Origin of the sequence: Caulobacter sp. 1776 (genome assembly GCF_040545685.1) — a bacterium.
Classification (GTDB): Bacteria; Pseudomonadota; Alphaproteobacteria; order Caulobacterales; family Caulobacteraceae; genus Caulobacter.
In genome coordinates, this window is sequence record NZ_JBEPMI010000003.1 from 385,282 (window position 1) to 400,456 (window position 15,175).

Genomic DNA, 15,175 nt, shown 5'->3' on the forward strand with positions numbered 1-15,175 from the left:
CAATTTTCGAGGCCCTCAGATCAACTCGACATCCACGTGATGCCGGGCCTTGACCAGGTCGTACCGCGCCGGGACCGCCGGCGGCGGCAGGTCGATCATCCGCTGCACGGCCAGGCGAGCGCGCTCGATGACGCCGGCGTCGACCGTCACCTCGAACTGCTCGTGGACGAGGGCGTCGTGGATGTTTTGCAGGGTGATCCGCTTCATGTGCGGGCACATGTTGCAGGGGCCGATGAACTGGGTCAGCGGGCTTTCGGCCTGGACGTTGCTGGCCATCGAGCACTCGGTGATCAGCACCACCTGGGCCGGCTTGCGGGCCGCGACATAGTCGTTCATCGCCGCCGTGGAGCCGGCGAAGTCGGCCGCCTCCAGGATCTCGGCCGGGCACTCGGGGTGGGCCAGCACTTCCGCGCCGGGCCAGGCCGCGCGCATGTCGGCGATGTCGCTGGCGGTGAAGCGCTTGTGCACCTCGCAATGACCGGCCCAGGCGATGATCTTGACGCTCGTCTGGCGCGCGACGTTGCGGGCCAGGAATTCGTCGGGGATCAGGATGACCTTGTCGGTTCCCCACTCGCGGGCGGCCCACTCGACCACCTGCACCGCGTTGGCGCTGGTGCAGCAGATGTCGGTCTCGGCCTTCACGTCGGCCGTGGTGTTGACGTAGGTGACGACCGGCACGCCCGGATAGCGCTGCTTGATCAGCCGCACGTCGGCGCCGGTGATCGAGGAAGCCAGGCTGCAGCCGGCCTTCAGGTCCGGGATCAGGATCTTCTTCTGGGGCGAGAGGACCTTGCTGGTCTCGGCCATGAAGTGCACGCCGGCCTGGACGATGATCGCCGCGTCGCTCTTGGCGGCCTCGCGGGCCAGGGCCAGGCTGTCGCCGACGAAATCGCCCACACCGTGGAAGATGTCCGGCGTCATGTAGTTGTGGGCCAGGATCGCGGCGTTCTTCTCGCGCTTGATCCGATTGATCTCGGCGATCAGCGGGGCCTGGACGCGCCACTCCATCGGCGTGACGTGATGCTTGACCTTGTCCCAGATCCCGGCGGTCTCCGCCTCGATCTGGGCGGTGAATTCAAGCGGAGCGGCGAACCCGTCAGCCATCTGATACTCCGTTATGCTCAAAGTGAGCATTTCCAGGGCCTCAAAAAACGCCGGGGCCATCTAGAGCGCTTCCGAGGAGGCTCCTGGGCGGTCCGGCGCCCTGGTTATGCTGAAAGTGAGCATAACCTTCCTGACACATATAGACCTTAGGCGGCAGAATGCAAACCCGGCTTATTCTGAAAGCGCGGCGCCTTTTTCTGAGGCGAAAGCGTGGCCTTGGCGATGGCCGGAAGCGGGTGCGGCCATCGGTGGCGACGGTCCGTCCTTGCCAAGACCTGCAGTGAGGCCGCCAGGTTTCCTGCTTACATATCCGTAATGTGGAAGAAAAATACCGTCACCAGTCCGGATACGCGGAAACGTATGTGCGCCAGGCGACAATTCAAATGTACAGTATTTTATATACAAGTAAAAAGCAGCGCGCTTGGTGCATCGAAAATCGGTGATGAGTGGTTATTTTTATTACCGGAAGTAGTAAACTGCTCTTGAAAGCTATTCTCCGGCGCTGGATAGGTTCGCACATTACCGTTCGACGGGTATGTGACTTTAATGAGACAGCCGTTTGGCGTCGCATTTCACCCTCGCAATGTTCGTTGACCTCAGATCGATTAAGTTCGTAGCTCCCGGCCAGCTGGACTCCAAACCGTGAGTCCGGATCGCGCATGCCCGCATGCGCACGCAGAGACGCTGGGGAGTTTACCTTGAATACGAAGACCATCCGGGAGCGCTTGCTCGCTTCCACCATGATTTGCGGCGCCGCCGTGGCCGTGCTGGGCGCCAGCCAAGCCGCCGCGCAGACCGCACCGGCCGCGCCGGCCGCCGACCAGACGCAAGTTGAGGAAATTGTCGTCACCGGTTCGCTGTTCCGCCGCACCGACACCGAAACCCCGTCGCCGGTCACCGTGCTGACGTCGGAAAACCTGCAGCACGCCGGCATCAGCACGGCTTCGGACGCCATCCGTTCGATCTCGGCCGACGGCGCCGGCTCGATCGGCACCGGCTTCCAGAGCGGCTTCAGCGCCGGCGGTTCGGCCGTCTCGCTGCGCGGCCTGGGCGTCTCGTCGACCCTGGTTCTGGTCGACGGCCTGCGCTCGACCAACTTCCCGATCAACGACGACGGCCACAACGCCTATGTCGACCTGAACTCGATCCCGTTCAGCCTAATCGACCGCATTGAAGTCCTGAAGGACGGCGCTTCGTCGTCGTACGGCGCCGACGCCATCGGCGGCGTGGTGAACCTGAAGCTGAAGAAGCAATTCGTCGGCGTTAAGGGCAGCATGGAAGCCGGCGAAAGCGATCGCGGCGACGCCGAGCATCGCCGCGCCGACATCACCCTGGGCTACGGCGACTACGCCGAGAGCGGCTGGAACGTCTACGTCAACGCCGAGTATCAGACGAACGGCCGGGTCTCAAGCCACAGCCGCGGCTTCCCGTACAACACCCAGGACCTGAGCTCGATCGGCGGCCTGGACAACAACACCGCCGACCAGGCCCTGACCACCGCCACGCCGAACGCCGTCGTGACCCGCGTCAGCCAGTCGGACCTGAACAACCCGCTCGCGGGCAAGGTCGGCGCTCCGCTGACTACGGCCTACCAGTCGCTGAACCTGAACTGCGCCAACGGCACCTACACGCAAGTGTCGGCCTCGGCCAACGGCACGGGTTGTAAGTGGAACCTGGTCGACGCCTACAGCCAGATCGCGCCGAAGCAGAAGCGTTACGCCTTCAACGGCCGCATCAGCGCCCGTCTGAGCGAGAACATCGAAGCCTACGCCACCGGCAGCTACTCGAAGTCGGAAGTCGACATCATCAGCGCTCCGCGCGCCCTGCGGGCCACGCAGCCCTTCGGCGGCGCGCCGTCGCTGGCCTCGTCGAACCCGGGCATCGTCCTGCCGGTCTACATCTGCGCGGCGGGCGTCAACTGCGCCACCGATCCGACCCACACGCTGAACCCGAACAACCCGTTCGCCGCCGCCTTCGCGGCCGACCCGGCCAACGGCGCGGCGCGCATCTACTACCTGTTCGGTGACATCCACTCGGGCAGCAACCGCCAGAACGAAGTGATCCGCGGCACCTTCGGGTTCAACGGTTCGTTCGGCGACGACTGGAACTGGCGCATCGAAGGCGTCGGCGCGCGCGATAACCTGAAGCTGACCCAGTACGGCTATCTGAACATCGCCAACACGCTGAAGGCCATCAACACCGGTTCGTACAACTTCGTCGACCCGTCGAAGAACACCGATGCGGTCCGTCAGTCGGTGTCGCCGGACATGGTCACGCCGTCGCACTCGTCGGTGATGTCGCTGGACGGCTCGATCACCCACAAGCTGTGGACCCTGCCGGGCGGCGACATGCAGCTGGCCCTGGGCGCCCAGATCCGCAAGGAAGTCCTGGTCAACAACAACCAGAACGCCCGTCTGGACACCTGGACCCTGTCGACCGCCTCGGCGTTCGGCAAGCACACCGTGAAGGCCGGCTTCTTCGAAGTCGCCGCCCCGGTCCTCGACAACCTCGAACTGAACGTCTCGGGCCGTTACGACGACTATTCGGAAGGCTTCCACCACTTCTCGCCGAAGTTCGGCGCGAAGTTCACCCCGATCAAGCAACTGGCCTTCCGCGGCACCTACTCCAAGGGCTTCCGCGCGCCGACCTTCGCTGAATCGGGCCCGCGCTCGCAGTACGCCGGCTTCGTGACCACCACGCCGCCGACGGCCTTCCAAACCGCGCACGGCGGTACGACCAACCCGTACTCCCAGGCCTACAGCCTGGGTCGCGGCGTGGCCGGCAACCCGGACCTGAAGCCGGAAAAGTCGCGTAGCTTCACCGCCGGCGTCATCGCCGAGCCGACCCGTTGGCTCAGCCTGACGGTCGACTACTACAACGTGAAGAAGTCGGACCTGATCACCTCGGGCCCGGACATCTCCAAGGCCGTGGCCGCGTACTACGCCGCCGGTTCGCAGACCGCGGGTTGCGCCGCCGTCGCCGCCGTGGGCGCCGGTTACTCCTGTAACGTCGTCGACGCGCCCGACCCGCTGTTCCCGACCGCCCAGCCGCGCGTCCTGATCATCAACGTCCCGTACGTGAACGCCAACTACGCGATCACCTCGGGCGTCGATGTCTCCGCGACCGGCAAGTTCAACCTGACCGACAGCGTCCGCCTGACCAGCCGGGTGGAAGTCACCCACCTGCTGAAGTACGACCTGCACACCGCCACGGAAGTGCAGAAGTACGCTGGCACGCTGGGCCCGTACGACCTGTCGTCGGGTAACGGCACGCCGGACTGGAAGGGCAACTGGCAGAACACGCTGGCCTTCGGTGACAAGTACACCCTGTCGGCCACCGCCTACTATGTCGGCAGCATCAAGTCGGTCGCCGCCGACACCAACGGCAGCACCGAGTGCACGGCGGGTAACCCGTACGCCACCGGCAACGCCGCGATCGCCGGCAAGTTCTGCAACATCAAGAAGTTCGTCAACGTGGACCTGAACGCCACGGCGGAAGTGAAGGAAGGCGTGCAACTGTACGCCAACGTCGGCAACGTGTTCGACAAGCGCGCTCCGATCGCGCCGGGCGCCTACGCCTCGGCTCCGAACTTCCTGACCACCTACCACTACGCCGGCCTGGTCGGCCGTACGTTCAAGGTGGGCGTGCGCTTCGAGTACTAGGACAGAAGGCCTTCGGGTCCTCTGAGGGGCCGGCTCCGAAAGGAGCCGGCCCTTTCTTTTTGCGCCGACTAGCGCTTCAGACGCCCCGCCCGCACCGCCGCGGCCAGCTGATCGAGCAGGCCCACCGAGGTGTGCCAGTCGACGCAGGCGTCGGTGACCGACTGGCCGTAGGTCAGGGGCTGACCCGCGACGATGTCCTGGCGGCCGGCGACCAGATTGCTCTCGATCATCACCCCCATCACCGGCGAGGCGCCGGTCGCGACCTGGGCGCAGAGGTCGGCCACGACGGCGGGCTGGTTCTCGTGGTTCTTGCCGCTGTTAGCGTGGCTGGCGTCGACCATGATCCGTGGCGGCAGGCCGGCCTTGGCCAGGGCCTCGGCGACGGCCGCCACGCTGGCGGCGTCGTAGTTGGGCGTCTTGCCGCCGCGCAGCACTACGTGGCTGTCGGCATTGCCCGTGGTGGTGGCGATAGCCGCGCGGCCCTCCTTGGTCACGGCCAGGAAATGGTGCGGCTGGGCGGCGGCCAGCACCGCGTCGACCGCGACCTTGACGTCGCCGTTGGTGCCGTTCTTGAAGCCGACCGGGCAGGAGAGGCCCGAAGCCATCTCGCGGTGGATCTGGCTCTCGGTCGTGCGCGCGCCGATCGCGCCCCAGGCCACCAGGTCGGCGATATATTGCGGGGTGGTGACGTCCAGGAACTCGCAGGCCGCCGGCAGGCCCTGGGCGTTGACGTCCAGCAGCACCCGCCGCGCCAGCCGCAGGCCCTCGTTGATCCGGAAGCCGCCGTCCAGGTCGGGATCGTTGATCAGGCCCTTCCAGCCGACCGTGGTGCGCGGCTTTTCGAAATAGACCCGCATGATCACCTCCAGCTCGCCGGCGTGGCGCTCGCGCTCGACGGCCAGGCGGCGGGCATAGTCGATGGCGGCCTTGGGATCGTGGATCGAGCAAGGGCCGATCACCACCACCAGGCGGTCGTCCTGGCCGCCCAGGATCCGGTGCACGGCGTGGCGGGCGTCGCCGACGATCTCGGCGATCGATGAGGTGGCCGGCGCCTCGCCGATCACCTGGGCGGGCGGGCTGAGGGTCTGCAGGCGCGAAATGCGCAGGTCGTCCGTGGGGACGGGCAGCGAGATGAGGTGAGCGTTAGTCGAGGACGGCATGGCGAAACTCCGGGAAAACTGGGCGTCCGGAGGGCCATGAAAAAAGCCGCCCGGGGAACCCCTGGCGGCTGGTGAAGACGTTCGCGGCGCTGAATTCAGGCCGAACGATCCCCTCCCAACGCCAGAGGCGTCGGATAGCTAAAGTACCAAAACAGCTGTTGGCTGGCGGCGAGGATCATGGGCCTAACGTAGGGCCAAGTTCACGGGATGTCACCCCCTGTGCCGATCGAGCGTCGCTTGGGTTCGATACCTACTGGCGCCCGCCCTTCAAGTGTCATCCCGGAAGCCTCGCAGAGGCTATCCGGGATGACGGCGTTAGTGGGTTGATATCGCGGCGTTTCCGTCAGGATTCGCTGGGCGAGGACTCCGGCCCCGGCGGGATCATCGAGACGAAGCCATGCGCGTCGGCGATGGAGGCCTCGCCGGCCGCGATCCGCGCGCTGGGATTGGGCCGCGGCTCGGCCACCTTGGTCAGGCTGTTGCGGTCCACGTGGCGGAACGGCGCGGTGCGGCCGCGGACCTGCAGGATGGTCGTCGACACGTAGGACCAGCCGCCGTCGGCGTCGAAGGTCACGTCCAGGTCGTAGGAGTCGGTGCGGAACGCCCACTCCAGGAAGTCCGTCGAGCAGATGCCATAGCCGGGCGTGTCCCGCTCGGCGCGGATGACCAGGCCCGCGCCGTCCGGCTTGGCGTGGCCGCGAGCCAGGGCCACCTGTCCGCGCGGGATGGCCAGGGTCTGCATGATCAGCCCCGTGGCCGGCTCCCACAGCCAATAGCCGATCTGGTCGTGGAAGGTGGTGTCCTCGTCCGAGGCGACGATGTGGACGTGATAGCGCAGCCCATAGAGCAGCTGCGGGCCGTTGGCCTGAGGATCGATCGGCTGCATCTCGATGCGCTCGAGAAACTCGCGGCGTTCGGGGCCCTCGGCCTTGGGATTGAGATCGACGCCCTTGCGGCCCTCCCAGACGCCGGCCAGCGGCCGCAACGGTCCCAGATTGGCCAGGGTGTCTGGATCCACGTCCTCGGGTTCGGTGAAGATGTCGTCGGAGAAGGGGACCATGGGGGTTCCGAAGCAAGGGGTCGTCGAAGAGCGGCCTAGCGGATGGATGTCCGTAAGGCGAGCTTTCTTGGCGTTTCGCCATCAAGCCTGGACGTTCGTCCCAACGTTGAGCACACTGGCGGAACGGGCGCGGCGAACACGGGAACGACGATCCTGCATCATCATCACCACCCCTGGACGTTCGTCGCCCTGTCGCTGGGCGTGGCGATCTTCGGATCCTGGACAGCGCTCGACCTGGCGCGAAGAGTCTCCGGGCACGTGGGCCAGGCCCGGCTGGTCTGGATCAGCACCGCGGCCGTCGCCATGGGCCTGAGCATCTGGTCGATGCACTTCATCGCCATGCTGAGCTTCGACCCAGGCTCGCCGGTCGCCTACGACCCGAGCCTGACGGTGGCTTCGCTGGCCCTGGCGATCTCCTCGACCTGGGCCGCCTTCCTCGGCGCCACGCGCGAGCGGGTCGGGCGGAACGGCCTGCTGATCGCGGGCGCGGCCATGGGCGCGGGCATCTGCCTGATGCACTATGTCGGCATGGCCGCGCTGCGGTCGGCGGTGTCGCTGGGCTATCGCGCCGATCTCGTCGTCGCTTCGCTGATCCTGGCCGTGGTCGCCTCGACCGCCGCCCTGGCCGTGGCCCGTCGCGGAAGCGGGCCGATCGAGCGGAGCATCGCCGCCTCGCTGCTGGGCGCGGCGGTGGTGGGCATGCACTTCACCGCCATGGCCGCCCTGCGCCTGACGCCGAGCGCCGAGGCCCATCCCGTCGCCCCGCTGGGGGTGAGCCCGTTCATCATCGGCATGGGTGTGGCGGGCGGCACCCTGCTGATCCTGTTCCTGGCCCTGATGGCCTCGCTGTATGACCAGCGCGGCAACATCCTGCAGGCGCTGGACGCCGGCGGGGTGGGCTATTGGGAGTTCGACCTGGGCGCCAACGTCCTGCATGTCTCCAGCAAGGGCAAGGCGCTGTTCGGCCTGGGGCCCGACGAGGCCCTGACCCTGGACCGCTGGCTAGGCGCCCTGTCGCCGGAGGATCGCGCGCGGCGCGACAAGGCCTTCGAGAGCGCCCTGCGCACGGGCGGCGCTTACGACATCGAATATCGCCTGATCAATCAGGATCGCTGGGTCAATGTTCGCGGCGAGGTGCTGCGCGACGCGAGCGGCAAGGCTCGGCGGATGATGGGCGTGGTGCTGGACGTCACCGACCGCCACGTGGCCTTCGCGGCGGTCACGGCCAGCGAGCGGCGGCTGCGCCTGCTAACCAATGAGCTGAACCACCGGGTCAAGAACACCTTGGCGACCATCCAGTCGATCGCCGCCCACACCGCGCGCCGCGCCGGCTCGATGAGCGATTTCCGCAAGGTGTTCGAGGACCGGCTGATGGCCCTGTCGGCCACCCACGACGTCCTGACCCAGTCCAGCTGGGAGGCCGCCGCCATCGGCGATCTGCTGGCCCAGGAGCTGGCGCCCTATCCCGACAGCCAGGTGTCGCTGGAAGGCGACCGCTTGGAGCTCTCGGCCCGCCAGGCCCTGGCCCTGGGCCTGGTGTTCCACGAGCTGGCGACCAACGCGGCCAAGTACGGGGCGCTTTCGGTCGCGTCGGGCTGCGTGAAGGTCGCCTGGCGCGCGGTCGTGGCCGATGACGGCGTCGCCCGCTTCGTCCTCGACTGGCGCGAGGAGGGCGGCCCGATCGTCGCTCCGCCGAAGGGCTTGGGGTTCGGCTCACGGCTGATCAAGATCAGCATCGAGCAGGACCTGGGCGGCGTGGTCGACGTCCGCTACGCGCCGGAGGGCCTGACCTGCGTGATCCAGGCCCCGCTGCCCGTCGCGGCGGTGGAGCCGGTGGAGTCGTTCTTCGGGTAGGGGAAGCGCCCCCTCCGTCTCGTCGTCTATCGACGCCGATCCACCTCCCCCGCGGGCGGGGGGGAGGAGAGGTAAGCCGCAACTTCCTCACCCGTGAAACGGGGGAGGTGGCGCGATGCGGATACGCATCGTGACGGTGGGGGCGTTCACGCTCCGTCGCCGCCCAAGGAAAAGCCCCGGAGCACGAAGCTCCGGGGCTGGAAAAGCGGCCCGATCCTACGACCGGGTCCATTGAAAAGCGCTTACTTCAGCTTGGCGCTCAGCGAGACGCCGATGACGCGCGGCTCGTTGTAGACGGCGGCCATGTAGTTCTCGATCACGCCCTTGAGGTTCTTCTCGTTGGTGATGTTGCGACCGAACACGGCGATCTCGTAGCCCTTGTCCAGGTTCTCGTAGCCCAGCTTCAGGCCGCCCTCGAAGCTGCCCTTCGAGTAGAACTCGCGGGTCTTGTAGAGCACGAGGTTGGTGTAGCCCTGGACGTTCCAGTCGGTGGCGACGAACAGGCGGCCCGCCTCGCCGACCGGGATGTCATAGCGGCCCGTGAAGTTGAGATTGTACTTCGGGGCGTTCGGCAGCGGCTGGCCGTCGATCTGGGCGAAGGTGTTGGTCCCCACCTTGATCGTCGGATTTTCGACCGTGCAGACCACCACACCGTTCAGGGCGCAAACCTGGGCGTAGACGCGCTTGTCCTGGATCTCGCTGTGCAGGTAGCTGGCGCCAGCCGTCAGCAGCAGATTCTGGACCGGACGCCATTCCAGGTCGGCCTCGACGCCGTAGGCTTTAGCCTTGTCGGCGTTGAACAGCACGCCGTTGCCGTTGCTGTCGTTGCCGTTCAGCTGGATGTCCTTGACCTCGTAGGTGAAGGCCGAGGCGTTCAGGCGCAGGCTGTTGTCCAGCAGGGCGCTCTTGAAGCCCACTTCGTACGACTGGATCGTTTCCGAATCCGCCGTGGTGAAGTCGGCGTTGAACACCGCCGAGCGGCCCTGGATGGTCGGGCCGCGGAAGCCCTTGGCCGCCCGGGCGTAGAGGCTGACGTCCGGATTGACCTGGTAGTTGGCCGACAGGTCCCAGCTGACCTGCTCGTCGGCCAGACGCACATAGCGACGGCCGGCATAGGTCGAGACGTTGGCGGCGTTGTTCGAGGTCTTGGCCAGCACCGTCTTCTTGGCGTCGTAGGTGTCACGCACGCCGGCGGTGACCGTCAGGGCGTCGGTCAGCTGGTAGCTGACCTGGCCGAACACCGCCCACGAGGTGTTCAGGTTGTGCAGGCGCACCCAGTTGTTGGGGTTGTAGCCGGCCGAGGTCGGCAGCAGGAAATAGCCGCGCTGGTAGAAGTCGGTGGTGTCGCGCGAGTCGAAGTACAGGCCGCCGACCTGCCACTTCAGCTTTCCGTCGCCGTTGCTGGCCAGGCGGATTTCCTGGGTCAGCTGGTCCAGGTCGCGCAGTTGGCCCATCGACTGGCCGAAGCCGTTCGGAACGCCATTGACCGGGAAGTTGGCCGCCGCGCCGCCGTCGGTGTCGCCCCGGCTGTAGCCGGCGCTGTGCTCGTAGGCGCTGATCGAGGTCAGGGTCACCGGACCGAAGTCGTAGTCGATGTGGGCCGAGATCCCCTGGGTGTCATAGGCCTGCGGATTGTAGGCCGCCTCGTCGAGGGCGACCTGGTCGCGCGGCACGCTGACCTTGTTCGAGCCCTTGGTGATGGCCTGGCGCAGGAACAGGGTCGACGTGCCCTCGTAGTTGCGGGCGTGGGCCGAGACCAGGAACGACAGCTTGTCGTTCGGCTTGGCCAGGACCTGGATGCGGGCGTCCTTTTCGGTGAAGCCGCCCAGGGCGTTCTTCTTCGGCGACATGGTGCCGTCGGCGCTGGCGCCGGCATAGGTGTTGTCCACCCAGTCGTCGCGGTGCTGGTAGAGGACCGAGGCGCGGAACGACAGGCCGTCGGCGATCGGGCCGCCGACGCCGCCGTCGAAGGTCGTCGTGCCGTAGCTGCCGTACGACGCGCTGAAGCGGCCCTTATAGGTGTCGCTCGGCCTGACGGTGTCGAACTTGACGATGCCGGCCGTGGTGTTGCGACCGAACAGCGAGCCTTGCGGGCCGCGCAGCACTTCCACCTGCTGGATGTCGAACAGCGGGTTCGACTTCAGCACCACGTGCTCCAGCACGACGTCGTCCTGGATGATCGACACCGGCTGCGAGGCGCCGAGGTAGAAGTCGATGTTGCCCAGGCCGCGGATGTAGAAGCGCGGGAAGATCCGGCCCGTGGTGGTCTCGGCGTAGAAGCTGGGCACCTTGCCCGACAGCGCCAGGATGTCGCCGCCGTCGGCGGTAACGGCGCGCAGCTGGTCGCCCGAGACGGCGGCCACCGACAGCGGGACTTTCTGCAGGTTTTCCGAGCGGCGCTCGGCGGTGACGACGATCGCGTCGAGGGCGGTGGCGCTGGCCGGATCGGCCGAGGCGACCTGCTGGGCGTGGGCGGCGCCGGCGAGGCTCAAGGTCGCGGCGAAGGCCGTACCCAGCAGCAGGGCGTGTTTCGAGGGGGCAGTTCGCATGGGGAGAGACACCTTGTTCGCGGCCTTGTGACCGTCTGGAGATGCGCCGGACCTAGCGGACAGGGCGCGATTCGTCCCACCCCGCGCCCAGGCGCGTACGCGCTATAGGCCGGTTCGATGTCGGTTCAGTGAAGGTTTTTCTTACTTGGGCTTGAGGGCGGTCGCTCGGATGCGACCGCCGACGCTCAGCTCGCCGCGCAAAGCGCCGACGGGGTCGGCCTGAGATAGACGGTCGAGGACAGGGCGCGAGTCCGCGACACGCGCTTGGGTCCGGCGACCGTAATGCTGACCAACGCCCAACCGCCGCGGACTTGCGCGCAATAGATGCTTCGCTCCAAGCGCCCGTTCTCGACCACGGCCACCGAACCGCGCTTGAAGCCTTCGGGGCGACCAAGAATCTCGCCCTCGGCCATGGCGCCGAGGGCTTCGCGGGAGCCTTTCTCGACAAGGGCCGTGCAGCTCCCGTCGCTCCAGGCCACCGCATAGGCGGGCTCGACCAACCCCAACCGCCAGGCCTTGTCGGCCTTTCCGCCGCCAACCTCGCGCGCCGAGGCGGGAAGCATGCCTTGGGCGATGGCCAGCGGTTCGATCGATTGCGCGCCAAGGATCGCGGGTAGGCAAACCTTGGCGAGCGCGACCCTCCCGGCTTGCACGCCGTCGATCGTCATCCTGTCGAGCGCGCGTTCTTGCGCCTGTCCCCCCGAAAGGGACACCAGCATCAAGGCGCTCGACATCAGGTTGGGCGCAAGGGCGTGTCGCATGGCCAGGCTCTTCGGTTACAACCCGGATTTCCTATAATCTCTAAGTTGCAGAGTCGAAAGCTTCCCCGGATCCGCGCCGCGCCCTAGTGCGGCCGCGCCTGGGCTAGCGCTTGCGCCAAGGTCTCCAGCGAGAACGGCTTGCTGATGAAGGGCCAGTCGCCCGCCCGGGCCCGGCCCTGGTCGCCGCCGGTATAGCCCGAGCACAGCACCACCGGCAGGCCGGGGCGGTCGGCGGCCAGCTGTTCGGCCAGGTCCACGCCGCTCCGGCCGCCGGGCATGATCACGTCGCTGAGGACCAGCTGGATGTCGCCGTCCTGGGCCAGGCGCGACAGGGCCTCCTCGACGCCGCTGGCGCGGACCACCGAGTGTCCCAGATCGTGCAGCATGGCGTCGATCAGCTCGGCCACCTGCGGGTCGTCCTCGACCAATAGGACGCGCGAGGGGACCTGGGCCTGGACGTGGTCCACCTTGGCGACCCTGCGGACGACGGTGTCGCCCTCGATGACCGGCAGCATCAGGGCCACGGTGGCGCCATGGCCGGGCTTGCTCTCGATGTCGACCGAGCCGCCGCTCTGCCGGGCGAAGCCGTAGACCTGGGAGAGGCCAAGGCCCGTGCCCTCGCCGGGCGCCTTGGTGGTAAAGAACGGCTCGACGGCGCGGGCGATGGTCGCCGCGTCCATGCCGGCGCCGGTGTCGCGGACGGCCACGCGCAGATAGCGGCCCGGCTCCAGCTCGCCCTGCTTGCGGGTGAGGGTGACGGGGCGGGACTCGATGGTCACCTCGCCGCCGGGCGGGGTGGCGTCGCGGGCGTTGACCACCAGATTCAGCAGGGCCGCCTCGAATTGGCCGGCGTCGATCCGGGCGCTGCGCAGCCCCACGCCCAGGCGCAGGTGGAAGGTGTAAGCGTCGCCCAGGGCCCGCCTCAGCAGGCCCTCGCACTCGGCGATCAGGCGGTCGACGCGGCAGATCTCGGGCTTCAGCGGCTGGCGGCGCGCGAAGGCCAGCAGGTGCTGGGTCAGCTTCTCGCCGCGCTTGGCGGCGGCCAGGGCGGCGGCGATCATGCGTTCGCGGCGGCGCTCGTCGTCGGGATGGCGCTCGACCACGTCCAGGGCGCCGATGATCACGGTCAGCAGGTTGTTGAAGTCGTGGGCCACCCCGCCGGTCAGCTGGCCGATGGCCTCCAGCTTCTGCGACTGCAGCAAGGCCGCCTGGGCCGCGTCGCGCTCGGCCACGGCGGCCGAGACCCGCTCCTCGAGCAGCTCGTTGAGCCCGGTCAGATTAGCCTCGGCCTGCTTGGCGTCGGTGGTGTCGAACGCGATGCCGATGAAGCCGATGAAGGCGCCGTCGGGGCCAAAGCGCGGCTGGGAGAACGACTTCAGCCACCGCCACTCGCCGTCCGCCCGGCGATAGCGGCCCTCCAGGCTGAACGGCTTGCGCGAGGCCTCGCCTTGGACCTGGGCCTTCAGGATGTTGGGCAGGTCGTCGGGGAACAGGCGCGTGCGCCAGTCCATGGTCAGGGCCCCGTCGTAGTCGAGCCCGGCGAACTCGACATAGGCGCGGTTGACGAACTCGCGGATGCCGCCCGGCCGCGAGACCCACATCAGGGCTGGAGCGCTATCGGCCAGGTTCCGGAACCGCGCCTCGCTCTCGCGCACCTGCTCCTCGGAGCGGCGGCGGTTGGTGACGTCGAAGTTCAGCCCGATCATGCGGACCGGCTTGCCGTCCTCGTCGCGGATCACCTCGCCGCGGCCGTGGACCCAGCGCTCGCCCCGGCTGGTGTCGGCCAGGCGGTACTCGACCTCGTAGTCCTGCTGGCCGGCGATCGCCCGCCGCACCCGCTGGCGCACCATTTCGCGGTCGTCCGGGTGGACGTATTTCGACAGGTCCTCGAGCTTCAGCTTGGCGTCGTCGGACACGCCTATGTTGCGCCGCGCGCCGGGCGACAGGAACAGCTCGTTGGCGACCATGTCGAAGTCCCAGGGACCGACGCCGGCGGCGGTCTGGGTGACGCGCAGGCGGGCCTCGGCGTCGGCGCGCTCCTCGCGGGCCCGGGCCAGGCCGCGCATGGCGCCGCGCAGGGCCTCGATGGCGACCAGGACCATTCCGGCGCACATCAGATAGATGACCATGGTGGCCAGCTCGTCCTCGGACAGCGCCTCGTGGTCGCGCCCGCCCCACAGCCACCAGCCGAAGACCGCGCCGGCGCCCAGCGGGACCAGACCCCAGCGCCAGCCGGCGTAGAGGGTGACCAGCATGATGGCGGGGAAGAAGGGCTGGGTGGCGCCGACGCCGCCGTGCAGGCCCAGCAGGGCCACGCGCATCAACACCGCCATCGACACCCCGATCAGCGAGGCGATCGCGCTGCGCCACGCCGGCGGCGGAACCGGAGGGATCAGCCAGGCGCTAATCAGGCCATGGATTCGTCCGGACTCGTCGGAGGCCAAGGGTTGGGCGTCTTTGTTCTGCACCTCCGCTCCCCGCAAAGATGTCTTGCCAAGAGCATGGACACGCTTACCTAGAGCACGCAACACGGGAGATCATGATGGCTGACGCCCTCAACACCGGACTGACCGCCAAACAGCGGGCCGACATCGCCGCGTCGCTGAACAAGGTTTTGGCGGACAGCTATGCGCTCTATCTCAAGACGCACGGTTATCACTGGAACGTTCGCGGTCCGAACTTCCAGTCGTTGCATGTTCTGCTCGAAGGTCAGTATCAGGAAGAGTGGGCGGCGCTGGACGACATCGCCGAACGCATTCGCGCTCTGGGTGAGCTGGCGCCGCAGGGCTACGCCGCGTTCGGCAACCTCTCGAGCATCAAGGACGGCAATCCTGAGAACGAATGGGAAGCCATGCTGAGCGAGCTGAAAGCCGACAATGAAACGGTTATCCGCACCTTGCGCGATGCCTTCCCGGTCGCCGACGACGCCGGTGACGAGGCCACCGCCGACCTTCTGACCCAGCGGCTCCAGGCGCACGAGAAACATGCCTGGATGATCCGCTCTACCCTCGGTAGCAAATAATCG

The 15,175-nt window shown here is 67.3% G+C and carries 10 protein-coding genes and 1 pseudogene; 4 read left to right on the top strand and 7 right to left on the bottom strand.

The window, feature by feature from the left end; genetic code table 11:
• Window positions 1–15: 15 nt before the first annotated feature.
• The gene (nadA, locus tag ABIC66_RS10460; RefSeq protein WP_354069995.1) at window positions 16–1,104 is read right to left on the bottom strand and encodes a quinolinate synthase NadA; all 1,089 of its coding nucleotides are present in this window, start codon (window positions 1,102–1,104) and stop codon (window positions 16–18) included.
• Between the two features lie 740 nt (window positions 1,105–1,844).
• Here nadA and ABIC66_RS10465 point away from each other — a divergent pair.
• Window positions 1,845–4,766 (top strand): TonB-dependent receptor plug domain-containing protein, encoded by a 2,922-nt coding sequence (locus ABIC66_RS10465; RefSeq protein WP_502910340.1) that lies wholly within the window; start codon window positions 1,845–1,847, stop codon window positions 4,764–4,766.
• A gap of 68 nt (window positions 4,767–4,834) precedes the next feature.
• Here the strand turns inward: ABIC66_RS10465 and ABIC66_RS10470 are convergent, their stop codons facing one another.
• The 3 genes from ABIC66_RS10470 to ABIC66_RS10475 all read right to left on the bottom strand — a co-directional run bounded on the left by ABIC66_RS10470 (window position 4,835) and on the right by ABIC66_RS10475 (window position 6,986).
• Window positions 4,835–5,926 (bottom strand): 3-deoxy-7-phosphoheptulonate synthase, encoded by a 1,092-nt coding sequence (locus tag ABIC66_RS10470; RefSeq protein WP_354069998.1) that lies wholly within the window; start codon window positions 5,924–5,926, stop codon window positions 4,835–4,837.
• A gap of 95 nt (window positions 5,927–6,021) precedes the next feature.
• Window positions 6,022–6,105: a hypothetical protein gene (locus tag ABIC66_RS24215; protein ID WP_132090929.1), complete on the bottom strand. Its 84-nt coding sequence runs from the start codon at window positions 6,103–6,105 to the stop codon at window positions 6,022–6,024.
• A 164-nt stretch (window positions 6,106–6,269) separates the two neighbouring features.
• Window positions 6,270–6,986, bottom strand: a complete 717-nt coding sequence (locus ABIC66_RS10475; protein WP_354070000.1) for an FABP family protein — start codon at window positions 6,984–6,986, stop codon at window positions 6,270–6,272.
• A gap of 42 nt (window positions 6,987–7,028) precedes the next feature.
• On the opposite strand from ABIC66_RS10475, the gene ABIC66_RS10480 reads away from it, so the two are divergent.
• Complete coding sequence (locus tag ABIC66_RS10480; protein WP_354070002.1) at window positions 7,029–8,840, top strand: MHYT domain-containing protein; 1,812 nt, start codon at window positions 7,029–7,031, stop codon at window positions 8,838–8,840.
• Between the two features lie 4 nt (window positions 8,841–8,844).
• Window positions 8,845–8,990, top strand: a pseudogene (locus ABIC66_RS10485) (hypothetical protein); the annotation flags it as partial.
• Window positions 8,991–9,082: 92 nt separating this feature from the next.
• Here the strand turns inward: ABIC66_RS10485 and ABIC66_RS10490 are convergent.
• From ABIC66_RS10490 to ABIC66_RS10500, 3 genes are all read right to left on the bottom strand, one after another.
• Window positions 9,083–11,389, bottom strand: a complete 2,307-nt coding sequence (locus ABIC66_RS10490; RefSeq protein ID WP_354070004.1) for a TonB-dependent receptor — start codon at window positions 11,387–11,389, stop codon at window positions 9,083–9,085.
• Between the two features lie 185 nt (window positions 11,390–11,574).
• Entirely contained in the window at window positions 11,575–12,150 is a 576-nt protein-coding gene (locus ABIC66_RS10495) for a hypothetical protein (protein ID WP_354070006.1), read from the bottom strand.
• Between the two features lie 83 nt (window positions 12,151–12,233).
• A complete protein-coding gene (locus ABIC66_RS10500) occupies window positions 12,234–14,633 on the bottom strand; it encodes a hybrid sensor histidine kinase/response regulator (RefSeq protein WP_354070008.1) in 2,400 nt (799 codons plus the stop codon).
• 59 nt (window positions 14,634–14,692) lie between these two features.
• Between ABIC66_RS10500 and ABIC66_RS10505 the strand changes: the two genes are divergently transcribed.
• Window positions 14,693–15,172: a Dps family protein gene (locus tag ABIC66_RS10505; protein ID WP_354070010.1), complete on the top strand. Its 480-nt coding sequence runs from the start codon at window positions 14,693–14,695 to the stop codon at window positions 15,170–15,172.
• Window positions 15,173–15,175: the final 3 nt, after the last annotated feature.

Excerpts from the sequence above, each read along its gene's own strand:
- nadA (WP_354069995.1), bottom strand. The coding sequence starts at position 1,104 with ATGGCTGACGGGTTCGCCGCTCCGCTTGAATTCACCGCCCAGATCGAG.
- ABIC66_RS10465 (WP_502910340.1), top strand. The coding sequence starts at position 1,845 with ATGATTTGCGGCGCCGCCGTGGCCGTGCTGGGCGCCAGCCAAGCCGCC.
- ABIC66_RS10470 (WP_354069998.1), bottom strand. The coding sequence starts at position 5,926 with ATGCCGTCCTCGACTAACGCTCACCTCATCTCGCTGCCCGTCCCCACG.
- ABIC66_RS24215 (WP_132090929.1), bottom strand. The coding sequence starts at position 6,105 with ATGATCCTCGCCGCCAGCCAACAGCTGTTTTGGTACTTTAGCTATCCG.
- ABIC66_RS10475 (WP_354070000.1), bottom strand. The coding sequence starts at position 6,986 with ATGGTCCCCTTCTCCGACGACATCTTCACCGAACCCGAGGACGTGGAT.
- ABIC66_RS10480 (WP_354070002.1), top strand. The coding sequence starts at position 7,029 with ATGGATGTCCGTAAGGCGAGCTTTCTTGGCGTTTCGCCATCAAGCCTG.
- ABIC66_RS10490 (WP_354070004.1), bottom strand. The coding sequence starts at position 11,389 with ATGCGAACTGCCCCCTCGAAACACGCCCTGCTGCTGGGTACGGCCTTC.
- ABIC66_RS10495 (WP_354070006.1), bottom strand. The coding sequence starts at position 12,150 with ATGCGACACGCCCTTGCGCCCAACCTGATGTCGAGCGCCTTGATGCTG.
- ABIC66_RS10505 (WP_354070010.1), top strand. The coding sequence starts at position 14,693 with ATGGCTGACGCCCTCAACACCGGACTGACCGCCAAACAGCGGGCCGAC.